Source organism: Streptomyces sp. NPDC007162 (genome assembly GCF_040634175.1).
Lineage (GTDB): Bacteria > Actinomycetota > Actinomycetes > Streptomycetales > Streptomycetaceae > Streptomyces.
Genome location: NZ_JBEYFC010000234.1, coordinates 1 through 13,275, shown reverse-complemented (window position 1 = coordinate 13,275; position 13,275 = coordinate 1). Strand labels below are relative to the sequence as shown.

The following is a 13,275-nucleotide window of genomic DNA, read 5'->3' as shown; positions in this document are numbered from 1 at the left end:
TGGCCCTGCTGTTGACAGGTCTCATCATGCTGCTGTGCATGTGCTGATCCCTTTCTGTGGGGGTGCGCGGGGATGGCGGGGTGCGCGGGACAGCGGGAGCGCGGGCCGGCGGCTCAGCTCCGCAACCAGGCCGCCGTGTCCTGCGGAAGACGACCCTGGTCGTCCAACGGCGCGCTGCTCAGCAGGAGTTGGTGGTGATCGGGGAGTTCGGCGGGGACGGCGGCGAGGTTGACCACGCAGGTGGCGCCGTCGGCGCGGGTGAAGGCGAGGACGCCCTCCGGGGCGGGCAGCCAGGTCAGCGGGCCGTCACCGAAGTACGCGCGGAGGGCGATGGCACGGCGGTAGAGGGTGAGCATGGAGGCGGGGTCGTCCTGCTGGCGGTCGACGGCGTACGACGCCCAGCCGGCCGGCTGCGGCAGCCACGGCTCCTCGCGGGAACCGAAGCCCGCGTTCGGCTCCCCGGCCGCCCAGGGCAGCGGCACCCGGCAGCCGTCCCGGCCGGGATCGGTGCCACCGGAGCGGAAGTACATCGGATCCTGGATGCGGTCCACCGGGATCTCGGCCTCCGGCAGCCCCAGCTCCTCTCCCTGGTAGACGTAGACCGCGCCGGGCAGCGCCAGCGAGAGCAGGGCGGCGGCGCGGGCCCGGCGGGTTCCGAGGGCAAGGTCCGTGGGGGTGCCGAAGGCCTTGGCCGCGAAGTCGAACCCGGTGTGCTCACGGCCGTACCGGGTGGCCGTGCGGGTCACGTCGTGGTTGCACAGCACCCAGGTCGCGGGGGCGCCGACGGGCGCGTGTTCGGCGAGGGTGGTGTCGATCGACGCGCGCAGCCGGGCCGCGTCCCACGGGCAGGACAGGAAGGAGAAGTTGAAGGCGGTGTGCAGTTCGTCGGGGCGCAGGTAGCGGGCGAAGCGTTCGGCGTCGGGGAGCCACACCTCGCCGACGAAGACCCCGTCGTAGGCGTCGGCGACCGCGCGCCAGGAGCGGTAGACGTCGTGGAGTTCGTCGCGGTCGACGAAGGGGTGCGGCCGCGGACGGGCGGCCAGGTCGGGCAGGTCCGGGTCCTTGGCGAGCAGGGCCGCCGAGTCGATGCGGACGCCCGCGACACCGCGGTCGAACCAGAAGCGCAGGATGTCCTCGTGCTCCTGGCGGACGGCCGGGTGGGCCCAGTTCAGGTCGGGCTGTTCGGGGGTGAACAGGTGCAGGTACCACTCGCCGTCGGGCAGCCGGGTCCACACCGGTTCGGTGGAGCCGACGAACTGTGAGGGCCAGTCGTTGGGCGGGAGTTCGCCGTCCGTCCCGCGGCCGGCCCGGAAGTGGAACAGTTCGCGCTCGGGACTCCCCGGTCCGGCGGCCAGCGCGGCCCGGAACCAGGGGTGCTGGTCGGATACGTGGTTGGGGACGATGTCGACGATCGTGCGGATGCCCGACTCCCGTGCCTCGGCGATGAGTTTCTCCGCCTCGGCGAGGGTGCCGAAGGCGGGGTCGATGGCCCGGTAGTCGGCGACGTCGTAACCGCCGTCCTTCATGGGGGACGGGTACCAGGGGCTGAACCACAAGGCGTCTACGCCGAGTTCGGCGAGGTAGGGCAGCTTGGCGCGGACGCCCGCGAGGTCGCCGGTGCCGTCGCCGTCGCCGTCGGCGAAGCTGCGGACATACACCTGGTAGATGACGGCAGAACGCCACCAGTCGCGGTCCTCGTGGTCCCCGTGGTCCTTCGGGGCATGGCTGGGCTGTCCCACGGTGCGTGCCTTTCTGTCGGAGGTCGGGCCTCAGCCCTTGGTGCCGCCCGCGCTGATCCCGGCGATGATGTGCCGCTGGAAGACGAGGAACAGCGCGACCATCGGGATGCTGGCGATCACCATCGCGGCGATGAGCACGGTGAGCTGGATGTTCTGCGACAGCTGGACCAGGGCCACACTGATGGGCTGCTTGTCGGTGTCGGAGAAGACCATCAGCGGCCACAGGAAGTCCTGCCAGACCGCGACCAGGGCGAAGATCGAGACGACCCCGAGCACCGGCCGGGACATCGGCAGCACGACCGACCACAGGATCCGCAGCTTGCCGGCGCCGTCGATCTCGGCGGCCTCCAGCACGTCCCGCGGCAGCTGGTCGAAGAACCGCTTCAGCAGGTAGAGGTTGAAGGCGTTGGCGACGGCCGGGAGCCAGATGCCGAGCGGGTCGTTCAGCAGGCTGGTGTGGATGAGCGGGAGGTCGGCGACGGTCAGGTACTTGGGTACGACCAGGGCCTGGGCCGGGACCATCAGGGTGGCCAGGATGCCGCCGAGGATCACCTTCCCGAACGCCGGTCTCAGCCTGGACAGGGCGTAGGCGGCGGCCGTGCAGAACACCAGCTGGCAGGCCCAGGCGCCGGCGGCCTGCACCACCGTGTTCCACAGGTGTTCCGGGAGCTGCATCAGGTCCCAGGCGTCGGTGTAGCCGGACAGGTGCCAGTGGGCCGGGATCAGGGTGGGCGGGGTCCGGGCGACCTCGTCCGGGGACTTCGCCGCGCCGGTCACCATCCAGTAGACGGGGAACAGGAAGGCGAGCGCGAAGAGCAGGACGACGGCGGTGAAGACGCTCCAGTAGACGGCCTTGCCGCGCGGGCGGGCCAGGGTCGCCGGGGAGATCAGGGTGCGGGTGGCGTTGCTCATCCGTCCTCCCCGGAGCGGGTCAGGCGCAGGTAGCCGGCGGAGAAGACGCCGAGCAGCACCAGGAGCATCACGCTGAGCGCGCAGGCGCCGCCGAAGTCGTTGTAGAGGAACGCGTACTTGTAGATCAGGTAGAGGACGGTGACCGTGGCGTTCTCCGGGCCGCCGCCCGTGATCACGAACGGTTCGGTGAACACCTGCATGGTCGCGATGACCTGAAGGAGCATCAGCATCAGGATGACGAAGCGGGTCTGGGGGACGGTCACGTGCCGGACGCGCTGGAGGAGGTTCGCGCCGTCGAGTTCGGCGGCTTCGTACAGTTCGCCGGGGATCGACTGGAGGGCGGCCAGGTAGATCAGGACCGTGCCTCCCATGTTGGCCCAGGTCGCCACGATCACCAGGGAGATCAGGGCGGTGTCGGTGCCGTTGGACCAGTTCGAGGTGGGCAGGTGCAGGAAGCGGAGCGTCTCGTTGGCGAGGCCGGCCCCCGGGTCGTAGAACCACTTCCACAGCAGGGCGCTGACCACCGGCGGGATCATCACCGGGAGGTAGACCACCACTCGGAAGAACGCCTTGGCGTGCCGTAGTTCGTTGAGGACCAGGGCGAGGACGAACGGGATCGCGAAGCCGACGAGCAGGGCCAGCAGGGTGAAGGTGAGCGTGTTGCGCCAGGCGGCGGTGAACTCGGGGTCGTGCAGGACCCGGGTGAAGTTGGCGGTGCCGACCCATTCGGGGGCCGAGCCCGGGGTGTACTTCTGGAAGGAGATCACGACCGCGCGGATCGCCGGATACCAGGAGAACAGGGCGAAGCAGATCAGTCCGCCGAGCAGGAAGCCGTAGGCGCGGGCCTGGTCGGCGAGGCGGCGCCGCCGCCGGTCCCCGGCCGGGGGCGGCGCCGGGACCCGTCGGGCGGCGACCGCCGCCGGGGCGGGTGGGCGTGCGGCGGTCTTCGTCATCGCGGTCAGCCCCGGGCCAGGATGCCGTCGATCTTGTCGTCGGCGTCCTTGAGGAGTTGGCCGATGTCGGCGTCCTTCTTGGTGAGGACGGCGGAGACGGTGCCGTCGAGGACGGAGTAGATCTGCTGGGCGTCCGGCGGCTCGATCTTCATCTGGAGGGACTGGTTGCCGTCCAGGAACGCCTGGTAGTTCTCCACCGGCACGTTGGCGTTGGCCTTCTTGACCTGCTGGTCCTTGGCGTCGGCGGCGCCGGTGAACAGGCGCGGCTCGGGCAGGCCGACGGGCGCGTTGTTCTTCTTGGCGCGGGCGTAGTCGCCGAGGAAGCCGTCGCCGGGGGTGAGGAACATGGAGTCGAGCCACTTCAGCCCGGCGCGGATCTGGGCCGGGCTGTCCTTCTTGTTGAACATGTAGCCGTCGCCGCCGATGAGCGTGCCCTTGCCGCCGGGCATCGGGCCGAGGGCGAGGTCCTTGTAGTTGCCGCCCTTCTCCTTCACCAGGATCGGGATGTTGTCCGGGGCGGAGAGGTACATGCCGAGCTTGCCCGCACCCATCATCTGCTGGACGTCGTTGATGACCAGCAGCTGCTTGCTGCCCATCGAGTCGTCGGTCCAGCGCATGTCGTGCAGGTTCTGGAGGACCGCGTGGCCCTGGGGGGTGTCGACGGTCGCCTTCTTGCCGTCGGCGGAGACGACGTCGCCGCCCTGGGAGTACAGCTCGGCGGTGAAGTGCCAGCCGCCCTGGTTCTGCGCGCTGTAGTCGGCGTACCCGACGGTGCCGTTGCCGAGCGCGGCGATCTTCTTGGCGTCGGCGCGGACCTCGTCCCAGGTCGTCGGCGGCTTGTCGGGGTCGAGGCCGGCCTGCCGGAAGAGCCTGCGGTTGTAGATCAGGCCCATCGAGTAGCCGGTGCGCGGGATGCCATAGACCTTGCCGTCGACGGTGTAGATGTCACGCAGCTGCTTCTGGATGGTGTCGTAGCTCTTCAGGTCCTTGAGGTACGGAGTGAGGTCGGCCGCCTGGTTGATGTCCACGACGTGCCTGGCGTCGGTGAAGTAGGTGTAGAAGACGTCCTCCATCTGGCCGCCGGCCAGTTTCGCGTCGAAGGTCTTCGGGTCCTGGCAGGGGAACGCGTCGTGTGCGACGACGTCGATGTCCGGGTGCTGCTTCTCGAAGGCGGCGATGTCCTGTTCGAAGAACGACCGGTCGACCTTGGCGCTCTTCGGCGGTTCGCAGTTGACGGTGATGCGGGTCCTGCCGCTCGCCGTGTCGTCGTCGCCCGACCCGCAGGCCGCGGCCGAGAGCGCTAGCGAGGAACAGACGCCGATCGCGACGAGAGCACGACGGTACCCGGTGCTGGACATCGGTGGACCCCCAGAGCAGGAGCGGTGGCGCCGCACCGGAACCGGTGGGCGCCGCACACTCAAGCACCGGCGCCATCGGTCCGCAAGATATCGCGCAGAATCTGTAATTATTCGACAGAGGTCGGATCTCAGGGGCGGGGCGCTTGCGCGGTGGAGCCGCGCACCACCAGCTCCGGCTCGAAGAGCAGCTCGTCGGGTGCTACGACGGTGCCGTTGACCTGCGCGTTCAGCAGCTCCACGGCCGCCCTGCCCATCGCCTCGATGGGCTGCCGGACGGTGGTGAGCGGGGGCTCGGTGCAGTTCATGAACGCCGAGTCGTCGTACCCGACGACCGACACCTGGGACGGGACGCCCAGACCCCGGCGGCGGGCCGCCCTGATCGCGCCGAGCGCGAGCGGGTCGCTGGCGCAGATGATGCCCGTGACGCCCTGGTCGATCAGCCGGGTGGCGGCCGCGTGGCCGCCCTCGATCGAGAACATGGCCCGGGCGACGTGCGCCTCGGGGAGGTCCCCCACGGCCCGCGCGGCGGCCAGCTTGCGGGCCGACGGCATGTGGTCGGCGGGCCCGAGGACGAGACCGATGCGCTCGTGGCCGAGCGAGGCGAGGTGGCGCCAGGCCTGTTCCACCGCCACCGCGTCGTCGCAGGACACGGCCGGGAAACCGAGGTGCTCGATGGCCGCGTTGACCAGCACCACCGGGATGTTGCGGTCGGCGAGCTGCCGGTAGTGGTCGTGCGGCGCGTCGGCCTGGGCGTACAGTCCGCCGGCGAACACCACGCCGGAGACCTGCTGTTGCAGCAGCAACTCCACGTAGTCCGCCTCGGACACCCCGCCCTTGGTCTGGGTGCAGAGCACCGGGGTGAGCCCGAGCTGGGCCAGTGCGCCACCGATGACCTCGGCGAACGCCGGGAAGATGGGGTTCTGGAGCTCGGGCAGCACCAGACCGACGAGGCGGGCGCGTTCACCGCGCAGCTGGGTGGGGCGCTCGTAGCCGAGGACGTCCAGAGCGGAGAGCACCGCCTGCCGGGTGGCCTCCGAGACCCCCGGCTTGCCGTTCAGCACCCGGCTGACCGTGGCCTCGCTGACCCCGACCTTCTTGGCCACTTCCGCAAGTCGTCGCGTCATGTACGCAAGAATAGCGCAACCGACGCAAGCAGTTTGCGTAACTCTGACATGGCCGGACAACTGTGCCTCAGAGATCCGCGGACCTCGGGGTGGCCGCGGCCGACGTGTACCTACGGCACTTCGAGGCGGCCGGCGCTGCCCCTGCTGCGGGAGCTACCCGGCCCGGCGCGGCTGGTCAACGCCCGCGGACGGGTGGCGGCTTCGACGGACCCGGGACAGCTGGCCGGCGCCCTGGCCAAGGGTCCGGACTTCGCGAGCGTACTGGCGACCGGCCGACCGGACGCCTTCGGCCGACTGCGTCTTGCACCCTGCCGGGGCGTACCGCTGGTGCTGGTCGCGGGCGGGCGGTGAGGTGGGGTCGGCGTGCAGGGGGCCGTGGTGTGAGGGGTGGGTGTCCGGCCCGGCGCCGTCGGCGACCTGAACGCCGACGGTGCCGGGTCAGCCTTCGGGAGCCGGGACGACGCTCAGATGGGGGCCCAGGCCACCGGCGCGGCGCGAGCGGCGCGGGGCGGTGACGGGGCGGGGAGTGGCGCGCAGCACCAGGGTGTAACGCGCGTAGCCCATGTCGAGAAGGGTCTTGGGGGTCTCGCCGACCACCCGGCACTCGGTGGCGCCCAGCATCGGATCCGGGTGTTGCAGCGGGCGGACCGCGCCGTCGAGTTGGGCGCCCTCCTCGCCGACCGCGCGCAACCAGTGCGGCAGCCCCTGCCGGAAGGCGGCCTCCATGATGGGGTCCTGGGCGATCTCCCGTCGGATCGACTGGAGATCGTGGTCGTGACCGTACCGCTCAAGGGTGGTCTTGAACTGCGCCAGCATCGGCAGGCACCAGCCGGCCTCGTGGCCGCCGAGCACCGCGCCGGCGTCGGGATGGAACAGCACGAAGCGGAGGAAGTTGTCCCCGGGCATGGCCGTGGGATGCGGGGCGACCGCACGGAAAAGTGTCTCGAACGCGCCGTTGGCGAGCACCACGTCCCAGCGGTGGTCCACCACCAGGGACGGGAACGGCAACGCGTCCAGCAGCAGCGCGTAGTCCTGGAGGTACGCCTGGCCCTCAGGACTCTCGGGGACGGGCCGCGGCGCCGGTCGCCGCCCACCTGCCTGAAATGCCATCGGGAGGTCACCCCTCTTGCCTATGCGGCCTTCTCGCGGCGTTGTGATCCTGCTGCCCCACCTGCAGTCGTGTCAACTATCGTGGCATTTCATGCCTGTTGACGGCCGAAATTGGCCACAGTTGTGGCGAGACCTGGATGTGAGTTCGAACGAACCGCTAATCTCCGGGAGGTTCCACGCCGGTGGGTCCATGGCGACCGCTTGTGAGAAACCCCTGATTCCTCTGAGAGACACAGGAGTTCTGTCGGTGACGGATGGCTACCAGGATCCGGGCGCCACGGCGACCGCCCAGCTGCCGGCCGTCGTCGCCCGCGTCACCGCGCTGGCCGACCGGCTCGGCGTGGCGCACCCCGAGGTCTTCGACATCGGCCGGCTCTCGTACGCCAGCGGTGTCCCCGAGCCGGTGGTGAGGGCACTGCTGAGCGGCCGGCCGGCCGGCGACGAGCCGGACGTCCAGGAACGCTTCCTGCAACGTCTCGACCTGCTGCGCCGCACCCGGCTCAAGCCAAACGGGCGCAAACACACCCAGCAGGAGATCGCCGACGGCGCGGGCATGTCCCGGCAGCAGGCCGGCGCCCTGCTCAACGGCGACCGGCGGCCGACCATGGAGCACTGCGACGCCCTCCAGCGCTTCTTCCGGGTGCACGCCGGCTTCCTCACCGCCGAGGACTCCGAGGCCCTCGCGGGCACGCTCCAGGGCGTCGAGCAGGAGCTGTTGCACAAGCTGGCCGACCGGGAGCGGGCCGCGGCCGCGGCCGCCGAGGACCCGCTGGAACGGCTGCTCCAGGACCACGGGGTGCGTGGCATCGCCTGGCGGGCCGCCCAGTTGCCCACCGACCAGCACCGGGACAAGGTCGCGGAATGGCTGGACATGCTCCTGGAGAGCGTCAAGCGGCCCGAGTAGTCGCGAGCCGGGCGAGCGGCGAACCGTGGGCGTCGGCGGGGGCGGGCGGCGCCGTGCGACGCGCCGGGCCGCCGTGTCGGCTCCCGTCCGGCCCGGTCACGCGTCCGCTGAGCGGGCGAACCGAGGTGCGGTCGAACCCCGTTGTCAGTGGCGGACGGCAAGCTGGGGGGTGCGCACCGCACCGGCGGTACGCCCACGCCCTTCGGGCGTGCGACCGCGACGACCGACGGGGAGACCGACCGATGCACACCGCCGTACTGACCGACCGCGAACGCACCGCCGTCCAGGCCTATCTGCGGCTGCTGCACACCGTCCGCGCGGCCTTCGACGGACCGCCCGACGGCGCCCGCCCCTTCGTGGTCCCACCCGCCGTGCTCGCCGAGGCCGAGGCGGCCCTGGCGGGCGCCGGGCTCAGGGGCAACGAGGAGGAGTTCTTCCGGCTGCTGCACGACTGGTGCCCACCCACCTGAGCCGACGGGGCACGGGCCGCTCAGGCGTGCGGTACGACCACGGCCGAGGTCAGCATGGAGTGCGCCACGCGCCAGCGGCCCTCGAAGAAGCCCAGCCGCTGCCCGCCCACTTCCGGTCCGGGGACCAGGAGGCGGGCGCGCAGGGTGCCCTGCGGCCGCTCACCGGGCTCCGGGACGAGTTCGATGTCGGCCTCCATGAAGTCCAGCCACTTGCCGGTGAGGGGGAACCACGCCTTGTAGACGGACTCCTTGGCGCTGAACAGCAGCCGGTCCCAGTGCACGTCGGGCCGTTCGGCGGCGAGCCGGTCGAGGCGCTCCTTCTCGGCGGGCAGCAGCACGGCCTCGGCGACGCCCTCGGGCAGCGCGGCGTGCGGTTCGGCGTCGATGCCGAGGGAGACGAGGTCGGTGGCGCGGACCAGGGCGGCGGCGCAGTAGCCCTCGCAGTGGGTCATGCTGCCGAGCAGCCCGTCGGGCCAGCGCGGGGCGCCGCGTTCGCCGCTCAGGACGGGCTGTGGCGGAACCCCCAGCTTCTCCATGGCGCGCCGGGCGCAGGCGCGTACGGCGGAGAACTCACGGCGCCGCTTGGGCACGGCACGCGCGACGAGCGCCGCCTCCTCCGGGTAGAGGGGGGCTTCGTGGATCGCGTCGTCACCGAGCATCTCCACGGCCACCACCGACTCCGGGAGCAGCTCCTCGATCACCGGTTCCGACCTCCATCGGCAGAATGCGGCGCAGCTCGCCCGGTGGCCGGGAGCGCTTGCGCCACTCGCGGGGATATCCCACGGAGACCTCTTCGAAGCGGACCCCGTCCAGCCAGGTGGTCCGGGGGATGTGCAGATGACCGTAGACCATGGTCGCGACGCGGAACCGGCGGTGCCAGTCAGCGGTGCGGGTGGTGCCGCACCACATGGCGAACTCCGGGTACCAGAGCACGTCCGTGGGGTGCCGGTCCAGCGGGTAGTGGCCCGCCAGCACGGTCGGCAGGTCCTCCGGCAGTTCGGCGAGCCGGCGTTCGGTGGCCTCGACCCGGGCCCGGCACCAGTCCTCGCGGGTCGGGTAGGGGTCGGGGTGCAGCAGGTACTCGTCGTTGCAGACGACGCCGGTGCCGTGCGCGTAGGTGAGGCCCTCCTCCTTGGTGGCGCAGCCGGCCGGCAGGAAGGAGTAGTCGTACAGCAGGAACAGCGGGGCCACGGCGACCGGGCCGCCCTGGCCCTCCCAGACCGGATAGGGGTCCTCGGGGGTGACCACGCCCAGTTCCCGGCAGAGCCCGACGAGGTGCTCGTAGCGGGCGACGCCGCGCAGCGTGACCGGGTCCTTGGGGTGGGTCCACAGCTCGTGGTTGCCGGGGGCCCACAGCACCTTGCTGAAGCGGCCCGCGAGCGTCTCCAGCGTCCAGCGGATGTCGGCGACGGTCTCGGCGACGTCACCGGCGACGATCAGCCAGTCCTGGTCCGTTTCCGGACGCATCTTCTGGACGAGTTCGCGATTTTCCGGGTACGAGATGTGCAGGTCGCTGATGGCCAGCAACTGCCCGGCACCGGCCGTGGACTCCACCCCGCACCCCTTCCGATCATGCCGTCGCACCCACCACAGCACATTACGCCGCCGGGGAACAAGAGGCCCTGTCGGCCTGCCGTCGCACCGTCAAGGAAACCGGCGGGGACGGCGCGGGAAAACGCGCGTGGACAGGACAGGGAAATCCGTAACACTCGCGTTGCACGCGGGGCCCCTCGGAAGCCGTATGATCCCCCCAACACCACCGCCACGAACTTCCCTTCGTACAGGGCGGTTTGGTGACCCTCCAACCACCCTGCCCGGGCACGGGCCCGCTGACCCCTGCCCGAAAACCCCGAAAGGCGGCTTTAATGCGCTCTCGCGTACGCGTCTGGCTCAACCGCACGTACGCGGAGAACGTGTTCTTCATGGAGCAGCTGCGGAGAAATCCCAGCGACCGGGCGGTCGAGATCCATGCGACGCACGGTGACGCCGACTCCCCCGTGCTGGCCGCCGCGGACACCGCCGACCTGGAGCCGGAGGGCCTGTCCCCGGCGGGCTACGTCGAGTACGCGCTCGACCAGTGCAGGCGCCGTGGCATCGATGTCTTCGTGCCCCGGCTGCACCAGTCGACCATCGTGGCCCACCGGGCGGACTTCGAGGCGGCCGGTACGGCGCTGCTCGCGCCGACGCCGGAGGGCACCGCCGTCTTCGAGGACAAGGCGACCGCCTACGACGCGGTCAGCTCGGTGGGGGTTCCGGTGCCGCCGTGGTTCCGGGTTCGCACGGCGGACGAACTGGTGTCCGCGGTCGAGGATTTGGAGGCGGGTGGGCACAAGGCGTGCTTCAAGCCGGCCACCGGTGCGGGTGGCGTGGGATTCCGTGTGATCACCCGCGCCCCCTTCTCGCTCTTCCACCTCAACGGGTTCCCCGGGCCGCACGTCCAGCTCGACCTGGTCGTGGACGCGCTGCGGCAGGCCGAGCACCCGGTGAACTGGCTGGTGATGCCGCGCCTTGAGGAGCCGGAGGTGTCCGTGGACTGCCTCACCGGACCGGACAACCGGCTCCGGCTGGCCGTGGGCCGGACGAAGAAGGGCCGCCGGCGCGGCTTCACGCTGGACGAGCAGTGGCTGGAGCCGGCGCGGATCATCGCCGAGGGCTTCGGGCTGCACTACCTCTCCAACATCCAGTTCCGGATGTTCGGTGACAGGCCGGTGCTGCTCGACGTGAACACGCGCCCTGCGGGCGGCCTGCACCAGCTGTCGCTGTGCGGGGTCAACGCCCCGTGGGCCGCTGTGCAGTTGGCGTTGGGCGAGGACCCCGGGGTGATCGAGCCGCCGTTCCTGGGACAGGACTACGCGGTGGTGTCGGGGCCGAAGCCGGTGCTGCCGTCGGTGCCCGTGCAGCGGGAGGAGGCCGACGTGGTGCTGGCGCCGACGTTGCCCGTGGAAGTGGAGTCGGTCGACGCCGCGGCCGCGGTGTTGCCGCTCTAGGCAGTGACCGCACGGTGGCGCCGGCAGGTGCCGCAGGGCGCGCCGGGTCGTCGGGCGGCGGCCCGGTGGGTGCGGGAGGCCGTGCGGCAGGTGGCGGCGAGAGCTTCGTGGGCCCAGTGCACATGAGCAGCAGACCGCGGTACCGCGGAACGTGCGGCAAGGTGGGCGTGTGCACCGCCGACGCCGACTTGACCGGCTCCGGGAATGCGCCGCCGACGCCTGGCGCCGACCGACGGCGCCGGTGAAGCGGTCGGGTCCGTCGGCGCCGACGAGGTCATCGGCCACACCGCGACCACCGTGACCGAGAGGGTGACCGAACCGGTCTGGATGCCCGCCCCCGGCGACGAGGAGCGCGACGGGCGGGGCATCGGCCTGCAAGGTCGTCGTCCCGTCCGCCACGGGTCGCAGGCCGGCGAACGGCGGCCACACCGATGGAGTCGCGGCGGAGTCGCCCCGCCGGTCCGGCCCCATTTCCGTTCGCCTCCTTGACAGGCGGATTGGTCCATACCAACTTGGTTGCGCACCCCCTGCACTCGCACACCCTGCACTCGCACCTCGTGCACTCCCGAACACCCCCATCCCCTCAGGGAGATCGCGTGCGCAACCCACTCAGACGCTCCAGACACCGGCTACTCGCCCTGCTCGGATCCGCCGCCCTCGCGCTCGCCGGGGCCATCGCGCTGCCCGGTACCGCGCAGGCGGCCAACGTTCTCTCCAACCCCGGCTTCGAGTCGGGGAGTCTGTCGCCCTGGTCCTGCTCCGGGAACCTCGGCTCGGTCGTCTCCTCACCGGTGCACAGCGGCTCCAAGGCCCTTGCCGGGGCCGCGAGTTCCAGTGACAACGCCCAGTGCACCCAGACCGTCGCCGTGCAGCCCGGTACGACGTACTCGCTCAGCGGCTGGGTCCGCGGTTCGTACGTCTACCTCGGGGTGACCGGCGGCGCCTCGACCTGGACGACCTCGGCGTCCCAGTACAGCCAGCTGACCGTCTCCTTCACCACCGGCGCCACGCAGACCAGCGCCCAGATCTACGTCCACGGGTGGTACGCCCAGGGCACCTACTACGCCGACGACATCAGCCTCGACGGGCCCGGCGGCAGCTCCGACACCCAGGCGCCGACCGCGCCCACGAACCTGACCTCGACCGGCAAGACCTCGTCGAGCGTGTCCCTGTCCTGGTCGGCGGCGACGGACAACGTCGGCGTCACGGCGTACGACGTCTACCGCGGGTCGACCCTGGCGACGAGCGTCTCCGGGACCTCCGCCACGGTGAGCGGGCTCGCGGCGAGCACGGCCTATACCTTCACGGTGAAGGCGCGGGACGCGGCCGGGAACGTGTCGGCCGCGTCCAACGCGGTGTCGGTGACCACCAGCGCGGGCACCGGCGGCGGGACCGGGTTCAAGCAGGCCGCGCCCTACCTCTTCGAGGGCTGGGGCGACCCGCCGAGCCCGTCCACCGTGATGAGCGCGACCGGCATCAAGAACTTCACCATGGCCTTCGTGCTGGACTCGGGCGGCTGCACCCCGGCCTGGGACGGCAGCAGGGCGCTCACCGGAGGCGTCGACCAGACCGCGATCAACCAGATCCGGGCGGCCGGCGGTGACATCACCCCGTCCTTCGGCGGCTGGCAGGGCAGCAAGCTCGGCGCCAACTGCTCCTCCGCGAGCGCGCTGGCCGGGGCGATCCAGAAGGTGGTCGACGCCTACGGTCTCAAGTCC

At 71.1% G+C, this 13,275-nt stretch carries 12 protein-coding genes and 1 pseudogene; 5 read left to right on the top strand and 8 right to left on the bottom strand.

Annotation, left to right across the window (positions count from 1 at the left end):
- Positions 1-113: 113 nt before the first annotated feature.
- The 5 genes from ABZ646_RS25590 to ABZ646_RS25570 all read right to left on the bottom strand — a co-directional run bounded on the left by ABZ646_RS25590 (position 114) and on the right by ABZ646_RS25570 (position 6,086).
- A complete protein-coding gene (locus tag ABZ646_RS25590; protein WP_360523247.1) occupies positions 114-1,739 on the bottom strand; it encodes a glycoside hydrolase family 13 protein in 1,626 nt (541 codons plus the stop codon).
- Positions 1,740-1,769: 30 nt separating this feature from the next.
- Positions 1,770-2,651 (bottom strand): carbohydrate ABC transporter permease, encoded by an 882-nt coding sequence (locus ABZ646_RS25585; RefSeq protein WP_360523244.1) that lies wholly within the window; start codon positions 2,649-2,651, stop codon positions 1,770-1,772.
- On the bottom strand, positions 2,648-3,604 hold the full coding sequence (locus ABZ646_RS25580) for a sugar ABC transporter permease (protein ID WP_360523241.1): 957 nt from the start codon (positions 3,602-3,604) through the stop codon (positions 2,648-2,650). The genes ABZ646_RS25585 and ABZ646_RS25580 overlap by 4 nt, the downstream gene beginning before the upstream one ends.
- A 5-nt stretch (positions 3,605-3,609) precedes the next feature.
- A complete protein-coding gene (locus ABZ646_RS25575) occupies positions 3,610-4,962 on the bottom strand; it encodes an extracellular solute-binding protein (protein WP_360523238.1) in 1,353 nt (450 codons plus the stop codon).
- A 128-nt stretch (positions 4,963-5,090) separates the two neighbouring features.
- Entirely contained in the window at positions 5,091-6,086 is a 996-nt protein-coding gene (locus ABZ646_RS25570; protein WP_360523235.1) for a LacI family DNA-binding transcriptional regulator, read from the bottom strand.
- Between the two features lie 86 nt (positions 6,087-6,172).
- Here ABZ646_RS25570 and ABZ646_RS25565 point away from each other — a divergent pair.
- A pseudogene (locus ABZ646_RS25565) lies at positions 6,173-6,437 on the top strand (hypothetical protein); the annotation flags it as partial.
- 87 nt (positions 6,438-6,524) lie between these two features.
- On the opposite strand, the gene ABZ646_RS25560 reads toward ABZ646_RS25565, so the two are convergent.
- Positions 6,525-7,196 carry a hypothetical protein gene (locus ABZ646_RS25560; protein ID WP_360523232.1) on the bottom strand — a complete coding sequence of 224 codons (672 nt, stop codon included), beginning with the start codon at positions 7,194-7,196 and terminating at the stop codon, positions 6,525-6,527.
- Positions 7,197-7,443: 247 nt separating this feature from the next.
- On the opposite strand from ABZ646_RS25560, the gene ABZ646_RS25555 reads away from it, so the two are divergent.
- Positions 7,444-8,100, top strand: coding sequence for a helix-turn-helix transcriptional regulator (locus ABZ646_RS25555; protein WP_360523229.1), 657 nt, complete (start codon positions 7,444-7,446; stop codon positions 8,098-8,100).
- A gap of 242 nt (positions 8,101-8,342) precedes the next feature.
- Positions 8,343-8,570 carry a hypothetical protein gene (locus ABZ646_RS25550; RefSeq protein ID WP_360523226.1) on the top strand — a complete coding sequence of 76 codons (228 nt, stop codon included), beginning with the start codon at positions 8,343-8,345 and terminating at the stop codon, positions 8,568-8,570.
- A gap of 20 nt (positions 8,571-8,590) precedes the next feature.
- Here ABZ646_RS25550 and ABZ646_RS25545 read toward each other — a convergent pair whose 3' ends face one another.
- Positions 8,591-9,271 carry a 4'-phosphopantetheinyl transferase superfamily protein gene (locus ABZ646_RS25545; RefSeq protein ID WP_360523223.1) on the bottom strand — a complete coding sequence of 227 codons (681 nt, stop codon included), beginning with the start codon at positions 9,269-9,271 and terminating at the stop codon, positions 8,591-8,593.
- Positions 9,219-10,124, bottom strand: coding sequence for a metallophosphoesterase (locus tag ABZ646_RS25540; RefSeq protein ID WP_360523220.1), 906 nt, complete (start codon positions 10,122-10,124; stop codon positions 9,219-9,221). Before ABZ646_RS25540 ends, ABZ646_RS25545 begins: the two co-directional genes overlap by 53 nt.
- Positions 10,125-10,435: 311 nt before the next feature.
- Here ABZ646_RS25540 and ABZ646_RS25535 point away from each other — a divergent pair, with 311 nt between their 5' ends.
- Positions 10,436-11,557 carry an ATP-grasp domain-containing protein gene (locus tag ABZ646_RS25535; RefSeq protein ID WP_360523217.1) on the top strand — a complete coding sequence of 374 codons (1,122 nt, stop codon included), beginning with the start codon at positions 10,436-10,438 and terminating at the stop codon, positions 11,555-11,557.
- A 596-nt stretch (positions 11,558-12,153) separates the two neighbouring features.
- Positions 12,154-13,275 (top strand): carbohydrate binding domain-containing protein (locus ABZ646_RS25530; protein WP_360523214.1); only part of this gene is annotated, 1,122 nt, incomplete at its 3' end.

Excerpts from the sequence above, each read along its gene's own strand:
- ABZ646_RS25550 (WP_360523226.1), top strand. The coding sequence starts at position 8,343 with ATGCACACCGCCGTACTGACCGACCGCGAACGCACCGCCGTCCAGGCC.
- ABZ646_RS25535 (WP_360523217.1), top strand. The coding sequence starts at position 10,436 with ATGCGCTCTCGCGTACGCGTCTGGCTCAACCGCACGTACGCGGAGAAC.
- ABZ646_RS25580 (WP_360523241.1), bottom strand. The coding sequence starts at position 3,604 with ATGACGAAGACCGCCGCACGCCCACCCGCCCCGGCGGCGGTCGCCGCC.
- ABZ646_RS25560 (WP_360523232.1), bottom strand. The coding sequence starts at position 7,196 with ATGGCATTTCAGGCAGGTGGGCGGCGACCGGCGCCGCGGCCCGTCCCC.
- ABZ646_RS25585 (WP_360523244.1), bottom strand. The coding sequence starts at position 2,651 with ATGAGCAACGCCACCCGCACCCTGATCTCCCCGGCGACCCTGGCCCGC.
- ABZ646_RS25575 (WP_360523238.1), bottom strand. The coding sequence starts at position 4,962 with ATGTCCAGCACCGGGTACCGTCGTGCTCTCGTCGCGATCGGCGTCTGT.
- ABZ646_RS25570 (WP_360523235.1), bottom strand. The coding sequence starts at position 6,086 with ATGACGCGACGACTTGCGGAAGTGGCCAAGAAGGTCGGGGTCAGCGAG.